Source organism: Mesorhizobium sp. M0293, assembly GCF_040321735.1.
Taxonomy (GTDB): domain Bacteria; phylum Pseudomonadota; class Alphaproteobacteria; order Rhizobiales; family Rhizobiaceae; genus Mesorhizobium.
The window spans coordinates 23,479-47,638 of the sequence record NZ_JAMYSA010000009.1 but is presented as its reverse complement, the minus strand read 5'-3'; the positions used below and the strand labels follow the sequence as shown (position 1 = coordinate 47,638).

The 24,160-nt window shown below is 63.8% G+C and carries 22 protein-coding genes and 1 pseudogene; 3 read left to right on the top strand and 20 right to left on the bottom strand.

The window, feature by feature from the left end; all coding sequences use genetic code 11:
* Position 1 precedes the first annotated feature (1 nt).
* The 5 genes from NKJ06_RS05955 to NKJ06_RS05935 all read right to left on the bottom strand — a co-directional run bounded on the left by NKJ06_RS05955 (position 2) and on the right by NKJ06_RS05935 (position 4,876).
* Entirely contained in the window at positions 2–904 is a 903-nt protein-coding gene (locus NKJ06_RS05955; RefSeq protein WP_352631950.1) for a branched-chain amino acid ABC transporter permease, read from the bottom strand.
* Positions 905–1,238: 334 nt separating this feature from the next.
* Positions 1,239–2,240 carry a 4-hydroxyproline epimerase gene (locus NKJ06_RS05950; protein WP_352631948.1) on the bottom strand — a complete coding sequence of 334 codons (1,002 nt, stop codon included), beginning with the start codon at positions 2,238–2,240 and terminating at the stop codon, positions 1,239–1,241.
* A 32-nt stretch (positions 2,241–2,272) separates the two neighbouring features.
* Positions 2,273–3,526 carry an NAD(P)/FAD-dependent oxidoreductase gene (locus tag NKJ06_RS05945; RefSeq protein WP_352631946.1) on the bottom strand — a complete coding sequence of 418 codons (1,254 nt, stop codon included), beginning with the start codon at positions 3,524–3,526 and terminating at the stop codon, positions 2,273–2,275.
* Positions 3,523–3,972: a GNAT family N-acetyltransferase gene (locus NKJ06_RS05940; protein WP_352631944.1), complete on the bottom strand. Its 450-nt coding sequence runs from the start codon at positions 3,970–3,972 to the stop codon at positions 3,523–3,525. The genes NKJ06_RS05945 and NKJ06_RS05940 overlap by 4 nt, the downstream gene beginning before the upstream one ends.
* Before the next feature lie 10 nt (positions 3,973–3,982).
* A complete protein-coding gene (locus NKJ06_RS05935; protein ID WP_352631942.1) occupies positions 3,983–4,876 on the bottom strand; it encodes a dihydrodipicolinate synthase family protein in 894 nt (297 codons plus the stop codon).
* Positions 4,877–4,987: 111 nt separating this feature from the next.
* On the opposite strand from NKJ06_RS05935, the gene NKJ06_RS05930 reads away from it, so the two are divergent.
* Positions 4,988–5,638 carry a GntR family transcriptional regulator gene (locus NKJ06_RS05930; RefSeq protein WP_352632069.1) on the top strand — a complete coding sequence of 217 codons (651 nt, stop codon included), beginning with the start codon at positions 4,988–4,990 and terminating at the stop codon, positions 5,636–5,638.
* 52 nt (positions 5,639–5,690) lie between these two features.
* Here the strand turns inward: NKJ06_RS05930 and NKJ06_RS05925 are convergent, their stop codons facing one another.
* Together NKJ06_RS05925 and NKJ06_RS05920 are read right to left on the bottom strand one after the other, a co-directional pair.
* Positions 5,691–5,894, bottom strand: coding sequence for a hypothetical protein (locus tag NKJ06_RS05925; RefSeq protein WP_352631940.1), 204 nt, complete (start codon positions 5,892–5,894; stop codon positions 5,691–5,693).
* Positions 5,895–6,206: 312 nt separating this feature from the next.
* Positions 6,207–7,703: a CoA-acylating methylmalonate-semialdehyde dehydrogenase gene (locus NKJ06_RS05920; RefSeq protein ID WP_352631938.1), complete on the bottom strand. Its 1,497-nt coding sequence runs from the start codon at positions 7,701–7,703 to the stop codon at positions 6,207–6,209.
* A 367-nt stretch (positions 7,704–8,070) separates the two neighbouring features.
* On the opposite strand from NKJ06_RS05920, the gene NKJ06_RS05915 reads away from it, so the two are divergent.
* Positions 8,071–8,952: a LysR family transcriptional regulator gene (locus NKJ06_RS05915; protein WP_352631936.1), complete on the top strand. Its 882-nt coding sequence runs from the start codon at positions 8,071–8,073 to the stop codon at positions 8,950–8,952.
* 130 nt (positions 8,953–9,082) lie between these two features.
* On the opposite strand, the gene NKJ06_RS05910 is transcribed toward NKJ06_RS05915, so the two are convergent.
* The 8 genes from NKJ06_RS05910 to rsfS form a co-directional block, all read right to left on the bottom strand.
* Positions 9,083–10,339: a D-amino acid dehydrogenase gene (locus tag NKJ06_RS05910; RefSeq protein ID WP_352631934.1), complete on the bottom strand. Its 1,257-nt coding sequence runs from the start codon at positions 10,337–10,339 to the stop codon at positions 9,083–9,085.
* A gap of 89 nt (positions 10,340–10,428) precedes the next feature.
* Positions 10,429–11,568: an alanine racemase gene (alr, locus tag NKJ06_RS05905; RefSeq protein WP_352631932.1), complete on the bottom strand. Its 1,140-nt coding sequence runs from the start codon at positions 11,566–11,568 to the stop codon at positions 10,429–10,431.
* A gap of 77 nt (positions 11,569–11,645) precedes the next feature.
* Positions 11,646–12,167, bottom strand: coding sequence for an RNA pyrophosphohydrolase (locus tag NKJ06_RS05900; RefSeq protein WP_352631930.1), 522 nt, complete (start codon positions 12,165–12,167; stop codon positions 11,646–11,648).
* Between the two features lie 38 nt (positions 12,168–12,205).
* The gene (locus tag NKJ06_RS05895) at positions 12,206–13,387 is read right to left on the bottom strand and encodes a divergent polysaccharide deacetylase family protein (RefSeq protein WP_352631928.1); all 1,182 of its coding nucleotides are present in this window, start codon (positions 13,385–13,387) and stop codon (positions 12,206–12,208) included.
* 198 nt (positions 13,388–13,585) lie between these two features.
* On the bottom strand, positions 13,586–14,917 hold the full coding sequence (locus NKJ06_RS05890; protein WP_352632067.1) for a S41 family peptidase: 1,332 nt from the start codon (positions 14,915–14,917) through the stop codon (positions 13,586–13,588).
* Positions 14,918–16,255 carry a murein hydrolase activator EnvC family protein gene (locus NKJ06_RS05885; protein WP_352631927.1) on the bottom strand — a complete coding sequence of 446 codons (1,338 nt, stop codon included), beginning with the start codon at positions 16,253–16,255 and terminating at the stop codon, positions 14,918–14,920.
* A 180-nt stretch (positions 16,256–16,435) separates the two neighbouring features.
* A complete protein-coding gene (gene rlmH, locus NKJ06_RS05880; protein WP_352631925.1) occupies positions 16,436–16,918 on the bottom strand; it encodes a 23S rRNA (pseudouridine(1915)-N(3))-methyltransferase RlmH in 483 nt (160 codons plus the stop codon).
* A 56-nt stretch (positions 16,919–16,974) separates the two neighbouring features.
* On the bottom strand, positions 16,975–17,352 hold the full coding sequence (gene rsfS, locus NKJ06_RS05875) for a ribosome silencing factor (RefSeq protein ID WP_352631923.1): 378 nt from the start codon (positions 17,350–17,352) through the stop codon (positions 16,975–16,977).
* 241 nt (positions 17,353–17,593) lie between these two features.
* On the opposite strand from rsfS, the gene NKJ06_RS05870 reads away from it, so the two are divergent.
* Entirely contained in the window at positions 17,594–18,445 is an 852-nt protein-coding gene (locus NKJ06_RS05870) for a mechanosensitive ion channel family protein (RefSeq protein ID WP_352631922.1), read from the top strand.
* Positions 18,446–18,449: 4 nt separating this feature from the next.
* Here the strand turns inward: NKJ06_RS05870 and NKJ06_RS05865 are convergent, their stop codons facing one another.
* The 5 genes and pseudogenes from NKJ06_RS05865 to obgE form a co-directional block, all read right to left on the bottom strand.
* A complete protein-coding gene (locus tag NKJ06_RS05865; RefSeq protein WP_352631920.1) occupies positions 18,450–19,739 on the bottom strand; it encodes an MFS transporter in 1,290 nt (429 codons plus the stop codon).
* 68 nt (positions 19,740–19,807) lie between these two features.
* Positions 19,808–20,395 (bottom strand): nicotinate-nucleotide adenylyltransferase, encoded by a 588-nt coding sequence (locus NKJ06_RS05860; protein WP_352632065.1) that lies wholly within the window; start codon positions 20,393–20,395, stop codon positions 19,808–19,810.
* A gap of 250 nt (positions 20,396–20,645) precedes the next feature.
* Positions 20,646–21,932 carry a glutamate-5-semialdehyde dehydrogenase gene (locus tag NKJ06_RS05855; RefSeq protein ID WP_352631918.1) on the bottom strand — a complete coding sequence of 429 codons (1,287 nt, stop codon included), beginning with the start codon at positions 21,930–21,932 and terminating at the stop codon, positions 20,646–20,648.
* A gap of 3 nt (positions 21,933–21,935) precedes the next feature.
* Positions 21,936–23,105: pseudogene (gene proB, locus NKJ06_RS05850) on the bottom strand (glutamate 5-kinase).
* 3 nt (positions 23,106–23,108) lie between these two features.
* Positions 23,109–24,140, bottom strand: coding sequence for a GTPase ObgE (gene obgE, locus NKJ06_RS05845; RefSeq protein ID WP_352631913.1), 1,032 nt, complete (start codon positions 24,138–24,140; stop codon positions 23,109–23,111).
* Between the last annotated feature and the right edge of the window lie 20 nt (positions 24,141–24,160).

Genomic DNA, 24,160 nt, shown 5'->3' with positions numbered 1-24,160 from the left:
CTCAGACCTTTTCGACTTCTGGCCGGCCCAATATGCCGGAAGGCAGGAAGATCAGCACGATCGCCAGGATCGAGAACGCCGCGACGTCCTTGTAGTCGATCGAGAAATAGGCCGACCACATGCTCTCGATGAAGCCGATCATCAGCCCGCCGAGCACCGCACCCGGCAGCGAACCGATGCCGCCCAGCACCGCCGCCGTGAAGGCTTTCACGCCGGGCGTGAAACCGTCCGAGAAGGCAATGACGCCGTAATACATCAGGAAGAGCGTACCGGCGACGGCGGCAAGGGCCGCACCCATGATGAAGGTAATCGAGATGGTGCGGTCGACATCGATGCCGAGCAGCGCCGCCATCTTGCGGTCCTGCTCACAGGCCCGCTGCGCCCGCCCAAGCGAAGTCCTGTTGACCAGATACCAGAACAGCGCCAGCAGCAGCGCCGTGACGATGACGATGATGATCTGCTTCAGCGACACACTGATGCCGTTGATGTTGTAAACCTGCGAAACCATCGGCGGGATCGGCTTGTTGCGCGGCCCCTGCGTCACCTGGACGAAATTCGACAGCGCGATCGACATGCCGATCGCGGTGATCAGCGGCGCCAGCCGGAATGAGCCGCGTAGTGGCCGGTAGGCAACCTTCTCGATCGTCCAGTTGTAGAGGCTGGTGAGCAGCATCGCCACGATCATCATGAGCAGCAGCGCCAGCACCACCGGCACCGAATAGAACAGCGCGCCAAGTGCGAGGAAGACGATCAGTGCCGTGAAGGCACCCACCATAAAGATATCGCCATGGGCGAAGTTGATCATGCCGATGATGCCGTAGACCATCGTGTAGCCGATCGCGATCAGCCCATAGATCGATCCCAGCGTCAGCCCGTTGATAAGCTGCTGGACAAAATACTGCATGTGTACATGGCTCCCCTGGAATGTCGCCCATGCAGACGCATTCCTTTTCGTATTTCCCCTAGTCGTAAAGTTTCGAGCCCGGATTGCAACGTCATTTTTCAATCGTCATGCGTGTTTTCGCGGCACGCCGTCCGATTGCCCGTTTTCTCTCATCCGACCCCTGGACTATCGCGGACCCTACCATTGGCATAACGCAATGTCTTTGACGATTCGACCGCATCATGCGCCCCGTTTCGAAGAAATCGCCGTCAAAATTAGGTGATGAGAAGAATCGTTGCGTTGCTGACACGGCCCGTTTTTCGTTCCGTTCCTTTCCCCGGGGTCAGGTTCCCCTTCACTTGACCACAAAACCATGCGCGAACGGATCGCGGTCGTCGATGAAAATGGTGTTCAATCCGGTCATCCGCGCCCAGCCGCCGATCGACGGAATAATGGCCGGTTTGCCGGCGATGGTGACGTCCTTTTCGACCTTGCCCTTGAACAGCGAACCGATGATCGATTCATGGACGAAGCTGTCGCCGGCCTTGAGTTTGCCCTTGGCATGAAGCTGCGCCATGCGCGCCGAGGTGCCGGTGCCGCAGGGCGAGCGGTCGATCGCCTTGTCGCCGTAGAACACGGCGTTGCGTGCGTCCGCACCATCCACCGTCGGCGCGCCGGTCCACAGCATGTGCGACAGCCGGTTGATGCCCGGGTTCTCCGGATGCACGAAGGAATATTTCTCGTTGAGCCGCTGCCGCACCACCGGGCTCCAGGCAATGAAGTCGCCCGCCGAATGATCGGCCATGTCACGATAGTTCTTCTGCGGCTCGACGATGGCGTAGAAGTTGCCGCCATAGGCGACGTCGACGGTGATTTCGCCGAGCTGCGGACACTCGACCGTCAGCCCCTCTGCGTAGAGGAAAGACGGCACATTGGTGATGCGCACCTCCTCGACATAGTCGCCGACTTGGCTGTACTCGGCGATGACCAGGCCGGCCGGCGTGTCGAGCCGAAGCACGCCCGGCGTCTTCGGCTTGATCAGCCCATGCTCGATGGCAAAAGTCACCGTGCCGATGGTGCCATGGCCGCACATCGGAAGGCAGCCGGAGGTTTCGATGAACAGGATGGCGATGTCGCAATCCTCGCGCGTCGGCGGATAGAGGATGGAGCCGGACATCACGTCGTGGCCGCGCGGCTCGAACATCAGCCCGGTGCGGATCCAGTCATACTCTGCGAGGAAATGCGCCCGCCGTTCCATCATCGTCGAGCCCTGCAGCAGCGGGCCACCGCCGGCGACCAGGCGCACCGGATTGCCGCAGGTGTGGCCGTCTATGCAGAAGAAGGATTTCTTGGCCATGACGCTCCTTGAAAAATCAAAACCCACGAAAGTCAAAATCGTTGTGGACTGAAGGGGGCCAGATCGATCGGCGAAGTCTGCCCCAGGACGAGGTCTCTGATCAACCGTCCGGTGGCCGCCGCCTGGGTCAGGCCGAGATGGCCATGGCCGAAGGCATAAACCACCGACCTCCTTCCCGGCGCGCCGCCGATGACAGGCACCGAATCCGGCAGCGAGGGACGGAACCCCATCCATTCGCGCCCGCCCGAGGGATCGAGGCCCGGCAGGAACTTCTGCGCCTTCCGCAACAGCGCCTTCGACCTGGCATAATTGGGCGGCCGCTCGATGCCGCCAAGTTCGACCGCGCCGCCGACGCGCAGGCCCGTTTCGAGCGGCGTGATGACGAAGCCGTGCCCCGAGAAGATCAGCATCCGCTTCACGTCGAAGGCGCTCGTCGGCAGCGTGGTATTGTAGCCGCGCTCGGTCTCCAGCGGAATGCGATCGCCGAGCTGCCTCGCCAGCTGATGCGACCAGGCGCCGGCGGCGATGACAAGATGCCGGGCTTGCCTGGTCGTGCCGTCAGCCAATGCCAGCGCAGCACCTTCCTGGTTGGCTGTGACGCGATCGATCCGTGCCTTTTCAAAGCGGGCGCCCTTGGTCTGCGCATAGGCCCACACCGCCTTGCCGAGCAGTTTCGGGTCGGCGACGGTCTTCCATCCCGGCACGAACGTGCCCTTGACGAAGCGTGGCGAAAGCCCCGGCTGCAAGGCAGCCAGCTCTTCGCCCTCGACATGGCGAAAGCCGATGCCGAAACGCTCGCGCACCGCCCAGCCGGGCAGCCCGGCCTGAAACTCGGCTTCGCTTTCGTACAGTTCGAGTGAACCGTCCTCGCGCAGCATCGACCGCGTTCCGGAGCGATCGAGCAGCCCCATCCACTCCGCTTCGGCGAGCTTCATCATGCCAGCCTGGGCGGCGAGGCTCGCCTCGTATTTTTCCGGCGCCCCGGCGCGCCAGAAGCGGATTAGCCAGGGCAGAAGCTTCGGCAGATAGGCCGGTGGAATGCTGAGCGGGCCGAGCGGATCGGCCAGCCATTTCGGCAGCTGCCGCACCATGCCCTTATGCGCCATCGGCAGCACGTCGGAAAAGGCAAAGGCGGCGGCATTGCCGGAACTCGTCTCCTCGCAAATGCCCGTCCTATCGAAGATCGTGACATTGCGTCCCGCCTCGGCCAGAGAAGCGGCGGCACAGATGCCAATGATGCCGCCACCGACGATGGCGATGTCCGAGATCTCGGTTGGCGCCGTCACGACCGGATATCTCCAGGGTTGAGGGCTTTTGTCATCAGCGGGTTTTCCCGGTCGGACTGGGCGACCGTCCAACCGAGGGCCTGATAAAACCCTTCTGCCTCCTTGGCCGCATTGACTTCAAGCTGCTCCAAACCAAGGCGGCATGCATAGGCCTCGACTTCCTGCATAAGGATTCGGCCGAAGCCACGCCGCTGCATGCCCGGCTCGATGGCAACGAGCCGGGCAACACCAAGACGCGGACCGGCAACGTCCAGCCTCGCGGTCCCTACCGGCACGCCGTCGCGAATGAGGAGTAGTGGATGATTGCTCGCAAGGCGGTCGTCGGGATGCCGTTCGTCATAGCCATCCAAGCCCCGGTCCTCCCAAAGAACGCGCTTGCGAATACGATGATATGCCGCCCAATCCCCATCGCTTTCGACGCGCTTGAGATGGATCCGATTCGGCATATAACTTTCCTCAGAACGACGGCAGTGTTGGCCGAACCGCCAGCGCGTCCTTGACGATCTTCTCGACTGCCTTGCGGCGCTCGCCCGACAGCGGCTGGCGCGGCATGCGGACGCGGTCGTTGGTGTTGATCGCGAACACTTCGGCAAGCTTGATGTTCTGGACCAGATAGGTCGAGACGTCGAGATCGAGCAGCGGACGGAACCAGCGGTAGATAGCGAGCGCCTCTTCGCGGCGGCCCTGCTTCATCAGCTGGTAGATGGCGACTGTCTCGCGGGGGAACGCGGTGACCAGTCCGGCCACCCAGCCGATGGCGCCGACCGACAGCGCCTCGAAGGCGAGATTGTCGACGCCGGTGAACAGGTCGTAGCGGTTACCGAGGCGATTGATGATCTCGGTCGAGCGGCGGATGTCGTCGGAGGATTCCTTGATGGCGACGAAGCGCTTGTCCGATGCCAGCTCTTCCATCTGGTCCACGGTGACGTCGACGCGGTAGGCAAGCCGGTTGGAGTAGATCATGACCGGCAGGTCGCCGGCCTCGGCGACAGCGCGGAGCGCCGCGACCGTCTCTTCCGCATTGGTGTGATAGATCGGGCTCGGCACGACCATCAGGCCGTTGGCGCCTTCTTTCGCGGCGCGCCTGGCGATACTGGCGGCCTCACGGGTGCCGGCCTCGTTGACGGTCAGCAGCACCGGCTTCTTGCTGGCAACTTTCTGCGCGGTCTTCAGCACTTCGATCTTCTCGTCGGGCGACAGCATCGGCCCTTCGCCGAGCGATCCGCAGACGATGATGCCGTCGCAGCCGGCCTCCATCTGCAGGTTGAAGCAACGCTCCATCTCGCCATGATCGAGACGATCATCCGCAGTGAATTTGGTCGTGACGGCTGGAAAAACTCCGGTCCACATGATCATCTCTCCATCTGATATATCAGCCGTATATCTATTAAGAAACTACCTGTCAATGCGGATTCCGTTGTGATATATGCAAGATATATCAGGAGAGCGCCTTTGATATCCATGGAAGCCAGCACCGTGACCGAGCCAGCCGCGACCAAGGCCTATCATGTGCTCGAGCACATGATCGTCACGCTCGAGCTGGCTCCTGCGAGCTTCGTCACCGAGGGCGCCCTGATCGACAGGCTCGGGCTTGGTCGCACGCCGGTACGCGAGGCGATCCAGCGGTTGGCGTGGGAAGGGTTGCTCGACGTGCGACCGCGCGCCGGCATCGCGATCGCTCCGCTGCATCCCGGCGACTGGCTGCGCGTGCTCGACGCGCGCCGCGGCGTCGAGGTAGTGCTGGCCCGTTCAGCCGCCCGCTTCGTCACCCGCGAGGCAGCCGACCTGTTTCACGAAGCAGCGCTTGCCATGCAGAAGGCGGTCATCGCGGGCAACGTACTTGCCTTCATCCAGGCCGACAAGGCGCTCGACGAAGCGCTAGCCCTGGCCGCCGACAACCCATTCGCCGCTCGGCTGGCGGCCCCCTTGCAGACCCACAGCCGCCGCTTCTGGTTCCGCTACAAGGCCGACACCGGCCTTGCCGAATCCGCCGAGCACCATGTCGCGCTGATCCGCTCGATCCTCGACGGCGACGAGGAAGCCGCGGCCAAGGACGCCAAGCGGCTGATGGCGCTGCTGCGCGGCCACGCGGAACTGGCTGCCACGCGCTGAGAGCCCTCAAATTGGCCCGGCATCTGTCCTCGGGTCTTTTCCGCGCTTCGGTTCAGGCACCTGGCAAGGCAGCCGTCACCAACGCACCGTCCCAACCTTCGCCTGCGGTGATGACGCAGCTCTGACCTTGCGTATCGGTGGCGAGGATAGTCCAGGTGCCCTGGTCGGAAACGAAGACTTCGAGAATCACGCTCGGGTTGACCAGGCCGCGCGCTGCCTCGCTTTCGTGAAACTTCTCGCCGAGCGCCTTGATCATATCCGCTCGGGCTGCGCATTGTCCGGCCGCCAAGGCCGGGACTGCAAAACACGAAGACGCAGCACAAAGTAGCATTGCCATGAGACGTGTCATCCGACATCTCCTTGCGCCACGCGGTGCCCCCGAAGCTGTCGCTAGCGCCGTTGGTTGATCTGCCGCACCTCCTTCGCGGCAGGATTGAAACCTAAGACTACAAACGCCCCTCCGGTTCCATCACATTAACGTTTAGGCCGATACGGTCCGCGACCGGATTGCAAAAGGCCCGGGCACATTGGCGCCCGGGCCTTGAAGTCAAAATCGGTTGTTATCCGGTCAGTTCATCGTCGGGATGACGAATTCCGCACCATCCTTGATGCCGGAAGGCCAGCGCGAAGTCACCGTCTTGGTCTTGGTGTAGAAGCGGAACGCGTCCGGGCCGTGCTGGTTGAGGTCGCCGAACGAAGATGCCTTCCAGCCGCCGAACGTGTAGTAGGCGATCGGCACCGGGATCGGCACGTTGATGCCGACCATACCGACCTGGACACGCGAGGCGAAGTCGCGCGCGGCATCGCCGTCACGAGTGAAGATGGCGACGCCATTGCCCATCTCGTGGTCGTTGGCGAGCTTGATCGCGCTTTCATAGGTCGGCGCGCGCACCACCGAGAGCACCGGCCCAAAAATCTCTTCCTTGTAGATGCGCATATCGGCGGTCACGTTGTCGAACAGGCAGCCGCCCATATAGTAGCCGTCTTCATAGCCCTGCATGGAGAAGCCGCGGCCGTCGACGACCAGCTTGGCGCCTTCCTTGACGCCGGTGTCGACATAGCCCTTGACACGCTCCAGGGCCTGCGCCGTCACCAGCGGGCCGAAATCAGCAGAAGAGTCCGTCGAGGGACCGACCTTCAGGCTTTCGACGCGCGGGATCAGCTTTTCCATCAGCCGGTTGGCCGTGTCATTGCCGACCGGGACGGCCACTGAGATCGCCATGCAGCGCTCGCCGGCCGAGCCGTAGCCGGCGCCGATCAGCGCGTCGACGGTCTGGTCCATGTCGGCGTCGGGCATGATGATCATGTGGTTCTTGGCGCCGCCGAAGCACTGCACGCGCTTGCCGGCGGCGGTGCCGCGCGAATAGATGTAATGGGCGATCGGCGTCGAGCCGACAAAGCCGATGGCCTTGATGTCGGGGTCGTCGAGGATGGCGTCGACGACGTCCTTGTCGCCATTGACGACGTTGAGGATGCCCGCCGGCAGGCCGGCCTCGAGGAACAGTTCGGCAATGCGCATCGGCACGCCCGGGTCGCGCTCCGACGGCTTCAGGATGAAGGCGTTGCCGCAGGCGATGGCCGGCGCGATCTTCCACAGGGGGATCATCGCCGGGAAGTTGAACGGCGTGATGCCGGCAACGACGCCGAGCGGCTGGCGCATCGAATAGACGTCGATGCCGGGGCCGGCGCCGTCGGTGAATTCGCCCTTCATCATGTGCGGCGCGCCGATGCAGACCTCGACCACTTCGAGGCCGCGCTGGATGTCGCCCTTGGCGTCGCCGATCGTCTTGCCATGCTCGCGCGCCAGGATGTCGGCCAGTTCGTCATAGTCGCGGGCGACGAGTTCGAGGAACTTCATCAGCACGCGCACGCGGCGCTGCGGGTTGGTCGCCGCCCATTTGGGCTGCGCTGCCTTGGCATTCTGGACCGCCGCGCGCAGTTCCGCCTGCGAAGCCAGTGCCACCGTGCCGCGCACGGAGCCGTCCATCGGCTGCATGACATCCTGCTTGCGGCCGCTGGTCCCGGCGACATGCTTACCGCCGATGAAATGACCGTAGTCGATCATGATCTCTCTCCCTTTGTTTGTGATGGCCCATTGTCCGCCTTTGCAGCGGCGATGGCAACGCGAGGGAGAACGCAACCGTTGTGCGGGAAATAGATAACGATTGACGGGCGAGCATCAATTCCCGCAAATGGTGGGATGCAATTGCTGCTGAGATTGAGTTCTTTCGCGCCCCCCTCTGTCCTGCCGGACATCTCCCCCTCTAGGGGGGAGATTGCGCTGTCATCTTCGGCTTCGCCAATTATTGAGGCTGTTAACGAAGAGCTGTCGGCGAAGCTGCCAATCTCCCCCCTTGAGGGGGAGATGTCCGGCAGAACAGAAGGGGGCGCCACAGAACGCAGCGTCGGCGATTTTCATCTGGACCATTCCCATGAACTGGGATGACGTCCGCATCTTCCTTGCCGTGGCCCGCGCCGGCCAGATCCTTGGCGCCGCCAAGCGCCTGGAACTCAACCACGCCACAGTCTCGCGCCGCATCGCCGCGCTCGAGGATGCGCTGCGCTCAAAACTGTTTCGCCGGCTGACCACCGGCAGCGAGCTGACGCCGGCCGGCGAGCGCTTTCTCGACATTGCCGAGCGCATGGAAGGCGACATGATCGCCGCGCGCTCGACCATTGCCGGCGAAGGCGACGATGTCTCTGGCACAGTGCGCATCGGCGCACCGGACGGTTTTGGCGTCGCCTTCCTGGCCAAGCGCCTCGGCGAACTGACCGCGCTGCACCGCGAACTCACGATCCAGCTCGTGCCGGTGCCGCGCTCCTTCTCCCTGTCGCGCCGCGAGGCCGATATCGCCATCACCGTGGAACGGCCGACGGAGGGCCGGCTGGTGGCGGGAAAGCTGGTCGACTACTCGCTCGGCCTGTTTGCCTCACGCGACTATGCGCAAGTGCATGGTTTGCCCCAGACCGCCGCCGAATTGGGCCAGCACACCCTCATCGGCTATGTGCCGGACCTCATCGTCAGCCCCTCGCTCGACTACGCGGCCGAGTTCAGCGCGGACTGGCGCACCAGCTTCGCCATCTCTTCGGCGCTCGGCCAGGCCGAAGCGGTGCGCTCGGGCGCCGGCATCGGCATCCTGCACACCTTCGTCGCTCGCTCGATGCCGGAATTGGTGCCGGTCGATGTGGTCGCACCCATTCGCCGCGCCTACTGGCTGGTCTATCACGAATCGGTCAGGCCGCTGCGCCGCGTCCAGATCGTTGCCAGCTTCATCACCAAGGCGGTGGAGCGGGCGAGAAGCCTGTTCACCTGATTTCGCAAAACCGATAAAGCAAATCCGCCATCCAAGGCGGGTCGAGCAAAAACGAATTCACCACACGCCCAACCTTGTCTGCCAATGCGCCCATTCGACGAAGACCGGGTCCGGCAGTCGTTCTGATCTTCTATCGCAAATAGCGCTCCTGGGCGAGGTCGCGGACATCGATGTCCGGCACCCGGCTGGAGATGATGTCAGCCAGAACCTTGCCCGAGCCGCAGGCCATGGTCCAGCCGAGCGTGCCGTGGCCGGTGTTGAGATAGAGATTGGAAAGCTCGGTGCGGCCGATCAGCGGCGGACCATCCGGCGTCATCGGCCGTAGCCCGCACCAGAAGGTCGCGTCCCGCATGGCGCCGGCGCCCGGAAAGAGATCGCCGACCGAGTGCTCCAGCGTGCGGCGGCGCGATTCGTGCAGCCTGAGGTCGAAGCCGGAAATCTCGGCCGTACCGCCGACCCGGATGCGGTCGCCGAGCCTGGTGATCGCCACCTTGTAGGTCTCGTCCATCACCGTCGACACCGGTGCCGCGGCGGCATCCTTGATCGGCACGGTGATCGAATAGCCCTTGACCGGATAGACCGGGATCGGCCGCTTCACCCGGCGCATGAAACCTGCCGAATAGCTGCCCATCGCCATCACATAGGCGTCGGCGGCTTTCCAGCCCTTGCTGGTGCTGAGATTGGCGATGCGGTTGCGGCTGCGGATGATACGCCAGATCGTCACGTCGTATTCGAACTTGACGCCGCGCGCCACACAGAGCTCGGCCAGCCTATCGGTGAACATCTTGCAGTCGCCGGTCTCGTCACGCGGCAGCCTGAGGCCGCCGACGAACTTTTCGCGCACCCCGGCCAGGCCCGGCTCCGCCGCAATGCAGCCGTCCTGATCGAGGATCTCATAGGGGACGCCATACTTCTTCAGCACCTCGACATCGCCGCCGGTGCCGTCGAGCTGCTTTTGCGTGCGAAACAACTGCAACGTGCCTTGGGTCCGCTCGTCATAGGCGATGCCGGTCGATTCGCGCAGCGCCTTCAGCGTGTCGCGGCTGTATTCGGCCAGCGGCACCATGCGCGCCTTGTTGATTGCATAGCGCTCGGCCGTGCAGTTGCGCAGCATCTTGACCAGCCATGTCCACATATGCGGATCGAAGGCCGGCCGCACGACCAGCGGGCCATGCTTCATCAGCAGCCATTTGATCGCCTTCAGCGGAATGCCGGGCCCGGCCCAGGGCGAGGCGTAGCCGGGCGATATCTCGCCGGCATTGGCGAAGCTGGTTTCCAGCGCCGGGCCTTTCTGGCGGTCGAGAACCGTCACCTCGTGGCCGGCTTCGGCGAGAAAATACGCCGTGGTCACCCCGATGACGCCACCGCCCAGCACCATGATCTTCATCGTACAACACTCCACGGCGACGCCCAAACCGGTGCCATCTTCTGTCTGCCGGATTCTGTGGCGCCCGCCAAGGGGCTACACGCCAAGCGTTAGCTATTGAGATAGCGCCGATGGAAGCGCGGGCCGAGGCTGGTCAGGATCTCGTAGCCGATGGTGCCGGCATGGCCGGCAGCCTCATCGACGCTTTGCGAGGGACCGAGCAATTCGACGAGATCCCCCTCGCGGAGCTTGCCGGACGGCAGGGCGGAGATGTCGAGAGTGATCGAATCCATCGACACCCGCCCGAGGAAGGGCAGGCGCGCGCCCTCGAACCAGGCCGCGGACGCCGCGCGTCGGTGCCAGCCATCGGCATAGCCTAGCGAGATCGTCGCGGCAGCGAGCGGAGCCGTCGTTTGGAACATGTGGCCGTAGCCGACACCGACGCCGGCCTCCAGCATGCGTGTCTGCACGACCTTGGCCTCCAGCCGCACCACCGGCAGCATCGGGTTCGGCCTGGCCGGTGTCGGATTGATGCCGTAGAGCGCGGCACCGGGGCGCGCGAGATCGTAGTGGAAGCGCTGTCCCAGAAAGATGCCGGACGAATTGGTCAGCGAGGCCGGCGCCTTCGGCAACAGTGCGCGCAGCCGCTCGAACGCCAGTCGCTGCCGCTCATTGGCCGGGTGCTCCGACTCGTCGGCGCAGGCCAGATGGCTCATCACGAAGCGGATGTCGATGCCGTCGAACGCATGCGGATCGGCGGCAACGCGCTCCACATCCCGGGGCGCCATGCCAAGCCGCGACATGCCGCTGTCGACCTGGATCGCGGCCGGCAGTTTTCGGCCGGCGCGTCGAGCCGCCGCACGCCAGGCCACCAATTGTTCCGGGCTGTTGATGACTGCGCAAAGGTCTGCCGCCACAGCGTCCGGCTCGGCACCCGGCGGAATGCCGTTCAACACGAAAATGGTCGGGCCCGGCCCAAGCGAGCGGCGCAAGGCGACGCCTTCGGCCAGGAGCGCGACGAAGAAGGTGTCGCAGCCTTCGCGCAGCAGCGCCGCCGCGACCTGGCTGGCGCCGACGCCGTAGCCGTCGGCCTTGACCACCCCGGCACAGCCAACATCGCCCAACCGCGCTTTCAGCCGCCGGTAGTTGTCACGGATAGCACCGAGATCGATGGTGAGGATGGCTCCCGCCACCGCTTCGCTTGTGGCGGTGACCTCTTCGGGCAGCGACCTTTTGGGGGCGTCGTTCATGGCGACCCTTCTTCTAGCGGATAGACATCAATAGGACCGCCGGGTCGGCGCGGCAACCGGGTCGTTTCCTGCCAGGGCTATTGCACCAGATGGCGGAACGCCGCCACCACGTCCTCATAGACATGGCGCTTGAACGGCACGATCAGGTCGGGCAGGTCCCGCATCGGCCGCCATGCCCATTTGTCGAATTCCGCGGTATGGCCGCCCGGCGGCGGGTTGATCTGGATCTCGCTGGTATCGCCGTGGAAGCGAAAGGCGAACCATTTCTGCGTCTGGCCGCGATATCGGCCCTTGAAGGCGATGCCGACGAGATGGTCCGGCAAATCATAGTTGATCCAGTTGGGCGCTTCGGCCAGCAGCGAGACGCCTCGCATGCCGGTCTCTTCATAGAGTTCGCGCTCTGCCGCCTGCAACGGCTCCTCGCCCTTGTCGATGCCGCCCTGTGGCATCTGCCAAAGCTGCGTCGTGCCGGCAAATTCGCTGTCCGGCTCGGCAATGCGATGCCCGACCCAGACCAGGCCTTCGGCATTGAGGATCATCAATCCGACACAGGGCCGATAAGGCAGCGTTTCGCGGTCGATTTGTTTTGTCTTCGGCATCGGTCAGTCTTTCCGGTCGTCGTCCAATCAGGACGTGGCTAGCCTTTTTGCGGGTCAACGGCCACCGCTGAAACCGGCACGATCTCGATGCCGCGCTTCTTGGCCTCAACCACCCAGGACGACACGGTGTCAACCGTCAGATCGAAGGCCGAGCCGATGCCGACGGCAGTGCCTTTGGCCCGCGCGGTCGCTTCGAGACTGTCGAGTTTCTTCAGGATTTCGCCGCGGTCCTGCACCGCATCGATCGCCATGTCGCCGGAGACGAAGGGCACACCATCCCTGAGCGCCAGGTTGGGCGCCAGGCTGCGCACCGATGAGCCGTCGTCGATATAGGCGAGGCCGCGTTTGCCGAGTTCGGCCATGAACGGCTCCATCGCCGCCGCATCGGCGGAAAAGCGCGCGCCCATGTAGTTCATGACGCCGGTGTAGTTGGTCGTCCGCGACAGCGCCCAGTGCAGGTTCTTCAAATTCTCGTCCGCGCTCGCCGCCACCGTCAGCGTGTTGCGACCGGGATTGATGTTTGGATAGTCGAATGGTTCGAGCGGCACCTGCATGACGATCTCGTGGCCGCTCTGCCGGGCCGCCTGCATCCAGCGGCCGATGCTGTTGCCTTGCGGCGCGAAGGCCAGCGTCACTTCCGCCGGGAGCTTGGCGATGGCCGCCTGGGTGCCTGTCTGCGAAACCGAAAGCCCGCCGATGACGATCGCCACCCGCGCCCCACGCCCGCCCGACCAGGGCCGCGCATAGACGTCGAACGGCCGCCGACCGTCAGCCCCGCGCACAGGCAAAGGCCCGGTTTCGCTGCCTTCGATCAGCGCCTTGTCGGGAATATGCGCGATCTTCAGGTTCTGGCCGATGGTCGATGGGTCGCGAATGACGATCCCCGCCTTGGGCGGGCCATCGCCCTCTTCCGTCTGTACGTGGATGATCTGCGGCCCGCCTGTCTTTGCCGGCGTCTCCGGTTTTGGCGTCGCCACCGGGGCCAATGCGGCCGGCATGGCAGCGGGTTCGGCCGCCGCAGCTACTTTCGGTGTCGAAACGGCAACTTCTTGCGGCTTTCGAAACGGCTTTTCCCTGAGCGCGATCGCGCCGGAGACGCCGACCACAGCCAGCGCGGCCAAGGCCGCCAAGACCGTGCCGCCGCTGACCTTGCCGGCGGCGCGCGGCGACCGGACAGCCTGTCCGAGCGGGCGTTCGATGTCCTTGCCTATATCAGCCAAGCCCTAATCCCCGGGCGCATCAGCTTCGAAGACGAAACCGCTTCGAAAAGACATGCGCGAATTCATCAATCCTGACGCACCCCTGGCGCCGTGTCTGGGGTTTTGCCTTGCCCCCGAATCAAACTGCCGGAACCTTTCGGTCCCGGCAGCTTCGCATTGCTTCCATCGGGCGGCCAGACCTACTTGTCCGGCCCGCCGCTACTGGTTGAGAACGGCCTTCTGCGGATTGGGCGGGAAGGACGGATCGGTCTTCTGGCCGCGCAGCAGCTGCTCGGCATAAATGAGCTGCAGATCGTCCTTCGGATCCGGCGGCACATAGGCCGCCGAGCCCGAACCGGTCGTGCCCTCGTCGGCGCCCTTGATATGGCCCTTGAGATCGGATTCGCCGCGCGTCAGGTCCCTGCCCTGCAGTTCCGGCGGCAATGGCTGGTCGACCTTGATGTCGGGCGTGATGCCCTTGCCCTGGATCGACTTGCCGGACGGCGTGTAATAGAGCGCCGTCGTCAGCCTGAGCGCGCCATTCTCGCCGAGCGGAATGATGGTCTGCACCGAACCTTTGCCGAAGGACTGCGTGCCGACCACCGTGACGCGGCGCAGATCCTGCAGCGCGCCGGCGACGATCTCCGACGCGCTGGCCGAACCGCCATTGACCAGAACGATCATCGGCTTGCCGTTGATGTCGTCGACCTGCTTTGGCTTGGCGTCGAAGCGAGTGACGTCCTTGGGATCGCGGCCGCGCGTCGAGACGATCTCGCCGCGGTTGAGGAAGGCATCGGACACGCTCACCGCCTGATCGAGCAGACCACCCGGATTGAGGCGCAGATCGAGCACGTAGCCCTTGAGCTTGTCGTCCGGCACCTGCTTCTTGATGGTGTCGATGGCGTTCTCGAGGTCGTCATAGGTCTTTTCGGTGAAGGAGGTGATCTTCATGTAGCCGATGTCGTTTTCGACCCGGAACTTGACCGCCTTGACCTTGATGATGTCGCGCACGACCGTCAGTTCTATCGGCTTGTCGGCGCCCTGGCGCAGGATGGTCAGCTTGATCGGCGTGTTGACCAGGCCGCGCATCTTGTCGACCGCGTCGTTGAGGGTCAGGCCGCGAACCTCTTCACCGTCGATCTTGGCGATATAGTCCCCGGCCAGCACGCCAGCCTTGGCAGCCGGTGTGTCGTCGATCGGTGTGATCACCTTGACCAGATCGTTCTCCATCGTGACCTCGATGCCGAGGCCGCCGAACTCGCCCTTGGTCTGGACGCGCATATCCTGCGCCTGCTCGGCATTCATGTAGGAGGAGTGCGGGTCAAGCGAGGCAAGCATGCCGTTGATGGCGTTCTCGACCAGCGACTTGTCGTCGGGCGGTGTGACATACTGTGCCCGCACCCGCTCGAAGATATCGCCGAAGATCGCCAATTGCTTGTAGGTCTCCGACCCTGCAGCGTTCGCCGCCGAGCCGGGCGTGCCATAAACAAGGCTCATGGCGGAGGCGCCCATCAGCGCACCGGCAAACAGAAGCGACAGTTTCCGCATTATTCACGTCCTTCCAGAAAAACGGTCCGCCCACCATGGGGTCGGATCGACGGGTTTTCCATCCTTGCGAAACTCGACATAGAGTTCCGGCGTGGCATTTCCATTCTTCGAAACCGAGGTGCTCGCCACCCTGGCCTCTCCCATCGCGCCGACCGGCTCTCCTGCGAGCACTGATTGACCGGTTGCGACGCTGATTCTGCTCATCCCCGCCAAAACGACATGATAGCCGTCGCCTGCGTTCAGGATCAAGAGTTGACCATAAGAGCGAAACGGCCCCGCATAAAGCACATTCCCATCCGCCGGCGCGGTAACGATGGCTCCCGATTGTGTCGCAACCATGTCGCCAAGCATCACCGCGCCGTTACCGTCATCGGCGCCGAATCGCCGTTTGATGCGGCCGGTCACCGGTAGCGCGATCTGTCCCTGCAGCGCTGAAAAAGGCGCTACGGCGGCAAGCTGGTTGCCTTCCGGCACCGGCAGCGACGCCAGTTCCGCCGGCGTTGACGTCTTGTCGCTGTCCGCCGTCTTCTGCTCGGCGGCCTTGGCCGCATCGGCAGCCTTGCGGGTCTTGTCGGCTTGCGCTTCGAGCGACGCGATCAATTCCTTCAGGCTGCCGGCCTTGGCCGCCAGCGCCTCGGATCGCTGCTTTTCAGCGGCCATTTGCGTTTGCGTGTCGGCTTCGAGCTTCTGCTTGGCTTCCAGCAGCATGCCGAGCCGTTTTTTTTCCGCGGCCTGGTCGCCGACCGCCGCCGTCAGCCGCGCTCGTTCGGCCTCGATCGAGGCCGTGACCTTGGTCTGCTCCTTGAGATCGGCGAGCAGGATATCGGTCTGCTGACGCAATTCCGGCACCACCGCGCCGAGCAGGATGGCACTGCGCACCGACGACAGCGCGTCCTCGGGCTTGACCAGGATCGCCGGCGGCGGGTTCAGCCCCATGCGCTGCAGCGCGCCCAGCACTTCGGCCAGCACGTCGCGTCGCGCCGCGAGCGAAGCGCGAATCGTCTGTTCCTGGCCCTTCAGCCCTTCCAGCCTGGCGCCGATGTCCTCGATGTCCTGGCCGAGCTTCTGCTCGGTCATCGCCGACTGGATCAGGGCGGCGGTGATCGAGGCGTGATCCTTCTTGATGGTCGCGATGTCGGCGGAGAGCTTGGCCAACCGTTCCGACGACAGCGTGATCTCCTTCGAGACCCGCTCGTATTCCGCCCTGCTCTGGTCCGGATCAGGAGCCATGTCGAGCGTATTTTCGGCCTGCCCCGCATGCAGCGACAGGACAAGCACCGCCGCCGCGATGCCGCAGCGCGCGCGCCATGAGCCCGTTCTCGATTTCCAGCCTTCAGACATTCGGTGTCGACTCTATCTGCGGCTTCGTTAACGAACCATCAACCATGTTTGAAAGGCCCGTTTCCGAACGCATGTCGCCCAAAAGTGGTCAGGTTCCGCAATGCGACATGCATAATACCAAAAGCCAGTCTTGCATGGCATTGGGGCGGAAATCCGCGTGAGTCGCGCCAATTCACCGGTTTACGAGCGATGATAGGGATGTCCCGAAAGGATGGTTGCCACCCGATAGAGCTGCTCTCCCAGCATCACCCGCACCAATTGATGCGGCCAGGTCAGCAATCCGAACGACATCACCAATTCGGCCTGATCGCGCAGCGACTGGTCGTGGCCGTCGGCGCCGCCGATGGCGATGACCAGCGCCTTGCGGCCACCGTCACGCAACACGCCGAGGCGCCCGGCGAAATCTTCCGAGGAAAAGCTTTTGCCGCGTTCGTCGAGCAGAATCAGCGCGGTGCCAGGCTGCAATTGCATCTGCAGCTTCTGGCCTTCCTCACGCCGCCGCTCGTTGGCGGTCTGGCCGCGACCTTCGGCGATCTCGGCAATGCCGGCGAATTCGAGCCCCACCGCAGGGCCGCTCTTGGCGAAACGCTCGAAATAGCGGTCGGCGAGCAACTTCTCGGGGCCGGCTTTCATCCGGCCCACGGCATGAACTGATATCTTCATCCTCGCCCCTATAAGCCGCTAATGCATGCGATGACATGCATCAAAACAAAGGCGGCTTAGTGGAGGGTTTCTTCCTCGAGATCCGGCGCCTGCCACATCTTTTCAAGATTGTAGAATTCGCGGACTTCGGGGCGGAAGACATGGACGATAATGTCGCCCGAATCGATCAGGACCCAGTCGGCGCCTGCCAACCCCTCAACGCGCGCCGTGCCGAGCCCGGCATCCTTGAGCGCTTTGAGAAGATGATCGGCGACAGCCGCAACATGACGGTGCGATCGACCCGAAGCGACGACCATGTAGTCGCCGAGGCTCGATTTTCCCTGGATGTCGATGGAGACAATGTTTTCGGCCTTGGAGTCTTCCAGACTGGCAAGGACTGTCTTGATGGCGCGGGACACGGCGTCGTCTACGCTGATCCTGGCCGGCGAAGGCATGATATCGGCCTTCTTCCGCAGTGCTGTTCTCAGTGTATTTCCTTTCGCAGCAAGAACAACCAAATCACCCTTAAAAGCAGGTGACGCCACTTAGATAGGCAGAGTTCCCTTACAGTTTCAAGACGGCACCTGCCTGGCACGAACGTATTCTCGATCCTGTGGTTCCGCCGCACGTCGGAAAAGATCGGAACCCTCGCTCCCCGTACGGGTTATCGGCTCACCGACCAACCGGATTTTCACCATGCCGATCGACCCGCAAAACACCCTTGCCACCGTCCAGGCTGGCCTCGCGCAACTGAGCACGCTGATCGTTTCATACTCTTTCTCGGCCATCGGCGCCGTCATCCTTTTGGTTGTCGGCTACATCATCGCCGGGCTTGCCGAACGTTCGATCTTCGTCGGCCTCGGCCATATCCATGGTTTCGACGCAACGTTGCGGCATTTCTTTTCCAAGATCGTCCGCTACGCTATCCTGATCCTCGTCACCATCATGGTGCTAGGCCAATTCGGCGTGCAGACGGCGTCGATCATTGCCGCCATCGGCGCCATCGGCCTGGCCATCGGCCTGGCTTTGCAAGGCACGCTGCAGAACATTGCCGCCGGCATCATGCTTCTGGCGCTGCGGCCATTCCGCATCGGCGAATCGGTCGAGGTCGGTTCGATTGCCGGCACGATCGAGGAGATCGGCCTGTTCGCGACCAAGCTCAGGACCGCCGAAGGCGTCTATATCCTGGCGCCCAATTCGACGCTGTGGAATCAGCCGGTGCGCAACTTCACCCGCAACGGTGTACGCCGTGCCGACATCACGCTCTCCATCGGCTCCTGGAACGACATCGACCGCGCCCAGAAGACTTTGCTCGCCATTGCCACCGCCGACCGGCGGGTGAAACGTGAGCCGGCGCCGATCGCTTTCGTCGCGACATTGGGCGACAGCACCGTGTCGATTGCCTTGCGCTACTGGACATCCTCGGCGGATTTCTTCGCCACCCAGACCGACCTCACCAAGCGCGCCAAGCAGCAATTCGACTCGGAAGGCATATCGATCCCGCTGCCGCCGCCGGAAGCACCGACGCCGGAAGCTCGCCGGCAATGATCGGTTAGCCGTTGCGCCGATCCTGCTCGTCCGGCGCGAAGGCCAGTTCGACCGGCAGTGGCGCCTGGGCCGTCATCGGCGCGAAACTGCCGGTTTCACCGGCGGGAACTGGACGCGTCGTGAACACGCGCAAGAGCACGAACAGGCAGAAGGCAGCGGCAATGAGGATCGCCACATAGATGAAGGTCTGCGTCCCGAAGGCAGCCGAGAGCGCCGTTACGATGCCGGGCACGATAAAGCCCGAAAGCGACCACGCAAACAAAAGCGAGCTGGACAGCGCCACCATGTCCTCCTTGCCGGCACGGTCGGAGGCATGCGCGCTGGAAAGCGAATAGATCGATTCCGAGGCGCCATCCCAGATAATGTAAATCACCACCAGCGCCGCCAGCGCGCCCCCATCGAACCCAAGCGCGAACAGGCCGGCGAGCATGGCGAGCGCGGATGCGGCGATCAGCACATAGCGGCGGTCGGTGCGGTCGGAAATCCAGCCAAGCGGGATCTGCAGGATCAGCGTGCCGACGGGCATCGCCGAAAGCAGCAACGCCACATCGGCCTGGCTGTAGCCCTTGGCCGTGGCGTGGATCGGCGCGAAGCCCGCGATGGACATAGACAGGCCGCCGACCGCCAGCATGCCGGCAACGCCGACGGGCGAAATCCGCCAGGCCCGTCCGAGCGCCACCGAGGCCGCCTGCGGTGCGGGCGGTTGGGCCAGCCGGGTCATCCCGACGGGAAGGATCGACAAAGCGGTGAAGACGATGCCGATCAACGGTGCATCCGCCGTCCTGATGTCGACCAGCGCCAGCGTCGCGTAGCCGACACCGAGCCCAGCGACATAGGCAACGTAGAAGAAAGCCATCACCCGGCCGCGGATGGCATTGGCAATGGCATCGTTGAGCCAGCTCTGCGCAACGATGAACAGGCCGCATATGGCAAAGCCGTAGAGCGCGCGGGCCGCGATCCACAACAGCGGATGCGGGCCGGCGCCGACAGCAGCATTGGCCAGCGCGATCAGCGCCGACAGCACCATGAAGGCGCGGGCATGGCCAACCCTTCGCACCAGCGGTCCGGTGAGGATACAGCCGGCGAGGCCGCCGGCCGAAAGCCCGGTGATGATCAGCCCGGCCCAGGTCGGATCGAAGCCCTCGGCGCCAAGCCGGACCGGAATATAGGCGAACATCAGCCCGTTGCCGACGGCGATCAGTGCCATCGACACTATGACGCTGGCAATCGCGATCAACGGCGTGGGCTCGGTGCCCTGCTCGACTTCGCTGCGGTTTTTCCTGGGAATCGACATGCCTGCTCAGGATCGCCCACGAAACAGGCAAAGGGAGCGATAAAAGCGACATGACCGGGCGAGCGGTCTTACCCCTTCGCCAGCTTGCGGATCGCGCTCGATGACAGCGACGAGCGTGGGCCGTGGATGAAGGTCCAGGCCGGCGCCTTCATGCGGGCAAGCCTCGGCGCATCGCCTTCGTCGACGCGCGCATAGTCGAACGTCTTGGCAACGACCGAGGACAGGAACGACAGCGTCGCTCCCGGCCGGTCGATGACGGCGATCGGGAAGGTCATGACGATCTCGCGCCAGCGTTGCCAGCGATGGAAATCGCGCAAACTATCCGCACCCATGATCCAGACGAAATCGACGCCGGGGTTGCGCGCCTTGACCAGCGCCAGCGTGTCGGCGGTGTAGCGGACGTGATGGGCGGCTTCGAAAGCGGTGACCTTGATCTTCGGGTTCTTGGCGGTCTGCTCTGAGAGTTGCAATCGCTCGCTCAACGGCGCCAGTTCGCCTGTGTTCTTCAGCGGGTTGCCCGGCGTCACCATCCACCACAACTGGTCAAGTGCCAGGCGTCGCAGCGCGATTTCGGCGACCAGCGCATGGCCTGCATGCGGCGGATTGAACGAACCGCCGAACAGGCCGACGGCCAGCCCTTTCTCGGCATGTGGCATTTTGAGATAGTGGGAGGGGATTGCGGGCTGAAGGGACGACAGCATGGTGCTAGGCGCCCCCCTCTGTCCTGCCGGACATCTCCCCCTCAAGGGGGGAGATTGGCAGCGTCACTGACGGCAGAAATTCTGCGGCGGCAGCAATTGGTGAAATCAGAAACAACAGCCGATCTCCCCCCTTGAGGGGGAGATGTCCGGCAGGACAGAGGGGGGTGGCTGGGCGCAACGCCTCAGGCTCTGACGTCGAAAAGCTTCAAGGCCTCACCTGCCCAGACCCACGCACGCGGTATTTGAACGAAGTCAACTGCTCGACGCCGACTGGTCCGCGCGCATGCATCTTGCCGGTGGCGATGCCGATCTCGGCGCCCATGCCGAACTCGCTGCCGTCGGCGAACTGCGTCGAGGCGTTGTGCAGCAGGATCGCCGAATCGATCTCGTTGAAGAAGCGCTCGACGACCTGCGCATCCTCGGCGACGATCGCCTCGGTGTGATGCGAGGAAAAGGTTTCGATGTGTTCGATCGCACCACCGATACCGTCGACCAGCTTCACCGCGATGATGGCGTCGAGATATTCGGTCACCCAGTCGAGATCGGTGGCAGGCTTGGCGTCGGAAAACACTTTCAGCACTTCGGCATCGGCGTGGATCTCGCAACCGGCAGCGCGAAGTGCGTCGAGGATCGGCACCAGATGCGTGGAGGCAACCGCACGGTCGACCAGCAGTGTCTCGGCGGCGCCGCAGACACCGGTGCGCCGCATCTTGGCGTTGACCGCGATCCTCACCGCCATGTCGAGCTTGGCGGAGCGGTCGATGTAAAGATGACAGATGCCTTCGAGATGGGCGAAAACCGGCACCCGGGCCTCGGTCTGCACCCGCCCGACAAGGTTTTTTCCACCGCGCGGAATGATGACGTCGAGCGTGCCGTCAAGGCCCTTCAGCATCTCGCCTACGGCGGCGCGATCGGTGGTCGGCACCAGCTGGATGGCGTCTTCCGGCAGGCCGGCTTCCTTCAGCCCTTCGACCATGCAGGCATGGATGGCGGCCGAAGAATTGAGCGAATCCGAGCCGCCGCGCAGGATCACCGGATTGCCGGCCTTGAGGCACAACGCGCCGGCATCCGCCGTCACGTTCGGGCGGCTCTCATAGATGACGCCGACGACGCCGAGCGGCGTGCGCACGCGCTGGATATGCAAGCCGTTCGGCCGGTCCCATTGCGCGATGACGTCGCCGACCGGATCGCGGAGCGCGGCGATTTCCCTGATGCCTTCGGCCATGGCTAGAATGCGCGCCGGATTGAGCTTCAACCGATCCATGAAGGAGGCGGAAAGCCCTGATTCCTCGCCATTCGAGACATCGATGGCGTTGGCGTCGAGGATGTCCTGCTCACGAGCAATGATCGCTTCCGCCATGGCGAGGAGTGCAGCATTCTTGGCGGCGGTCGTGGCGATGGCCAACGGTCGGGCGGCAGCCCGGGCCCGGCGGCCGATATCGGCCATCAGCGCGACGGTGTCGTCCCCGGATTTTTCATGCAGTTTCAGCATGGCTCATCCTCCGCTTACGGCGCCACCGGCCAGTACTTGGTCGCTTGCCCCTACTTGGTCACCGGAATGGCTCACCACAAGGTCATCGCGGTGGATCATTGCAGACCGCGCCTCGTAGCCGAGCACGGTTTCGATCTCGGCCGTCTTCAGGCCAGCGATCCTTACGGCATCGGCGGCATCATAGGCAACCAGCCCCCGCGCGATCTCGCGGCCCTCGGGCGACAGGATCGCCACCGTGTCGCCGCGCGAGAAATTGCCGCTGACGAGTTTGACGCCGGCCGGCAGCAGCGACTTACCCGACAGAAGCGCACCGATGGCACCGGCATCGACCGTCAGCCTGCCGGCCGGTTCGAGCTGGCCGGCGATCCAGGTCTTGTAGCCCTTGACCGGATTGCTGCGCGGCCGAAAGAAGGTGGCGCGCTCGCCTCGCTCGATCGCCATCAGCGGCGACAGCCGTGTGCCGGACGTGATGATCATCGCGGTGCCGGCGGCGGTCGCGATCTTGCCGGCATCGAGCTTCGTCCGCATGCCGCCGCGCGACAATTCGGAAGCAGCGGCACCCGCCATCGCCTCGATATCAGGCGTGATCCGGTCGACCACCGGAATGAACTTAGCTTTGGGGTCCCGCGCCGGCGGCGCCGGTTAGAGCCCGTCAATGTCGGAAAGCAGCACCAGAAGGTCCGCGCCCATCATGGTGGCGACGCGGGCCGCCAGCCGGTCATTGTCGCCATAGCGGATTTCGGAAGTCGCGACCGTGTCGTTCTCGTTGATGACCGGCACCGCCTTCATCTTCAAAAGCGTCGAGATCGTCGCCCGCGCGTTGAGATAACGGCGGCGCTCCTCGGTGTCGCCGAGCGTCAGCAGGATCTGGCCCGATTTCAGGCTGCCTTTGCCAAGCGCATCCGACCAGGCGCCGGCCAGCGCAATCTGCCCCACGGCTGCCGCCGCCTGGCTCTCCTCGAGCTTCAAGGCCCGCTTGCCGAGGCCAAGAATGGTGCGGCCAAGCGCGATGGCGCCGGAGGAGACGACGAGGATTTCAGCGCCGCCCTGCGCAAGCACCGCAATATCGTCGGCAAGCGAGGCCAGCCAGTCGCGCTTGAGGCCCGTCGCGCGGTCGACGAGCAGCGCCGAGCCGATCTTGACGGTGATGCGATATTTTTTCAGCGACTGCATGGCCTACTTGTCCCAGCGCGTCTCGACCGGGGCAGCGGTCCGCGCACGCGCCTCGCCCACCACCGCCATCAGCGCCCGCAGCACCGCCTCGACACCCTCGCCGGTGACCGCCGACAACAGCATCGGCGCCCGCCCGGCGGCGCGCTTTAGCGACGCGACCTTCTTCTTGCGCGCCTCGGCATCGAGCGTGTCGACCTGGGAAAGCGCCACGATCTCGACCTTGTCGGTCAGGCCGTTGCCATAGGCCTCGAGCTCGGCGCGCACGGTCTTGTAGGCCTTGCCCGGATTTTCCTCCTGCGCCGAAACCAGATGCAGCAGCACGCGCGTGCGCTCGACATGGCCAAGGAAGCGGTCACCGATGCCGACGCCCTCATGCGCGCCTTCGATGAGACCCGGAATGTCCGCAATGACGAATTCGCGCGCGTCGATGCGGGCAACGCCAAGGCCGGGATGCAGCGTCGTGAACGGATAATCGGCGATCTTAGGTTTGGCCGCGGTGACGGCGGCGAGGAATGTCGACTTGCCGGCATTCGGCAGCCCGACCAGCCCGGCATCGGCGATCAGCTTCAGCCGCAGCCAGATGTTGAGCTCTTCGCCCGGCAGGCCGGGATTGGCGCGGCGCGGCGCCTGGTTGGTCGAAGTCTTGAAATGCTGGTTGCCGAAACCGCCATTGCCACCCTTGGCCAGCAGAAAGCGCTGGCCGACCACGGTCAGGTCGCAGATCAGCGTCTCATTGTCTTCTTCGAACACCTGCGTTCCCGCCGGCACTTTCAGCGTGACGTCGGCGCCCTTGGCACCGGTCATGTTGCGGCCCATGCCATGGACGCCGGTCTTGGCCTTGAAATGCTGCTGGTAGCGGTAGTCGATGAGCGTGTTCAGCCCGTTGACCGCTTCCAGCCAGACATCGCCGCCACGGCCGCCATCGCCGCCGTCCGGCCCGCCGAACTCGATGAATTTTTCGCGCCGGAACGACACCGAACCGGCGCCGCCGTCACCGGAGCGTATGTAGACTTTGGCTTGATCGAGAAATTTCATGGGATTCGCAGTTTCTACTA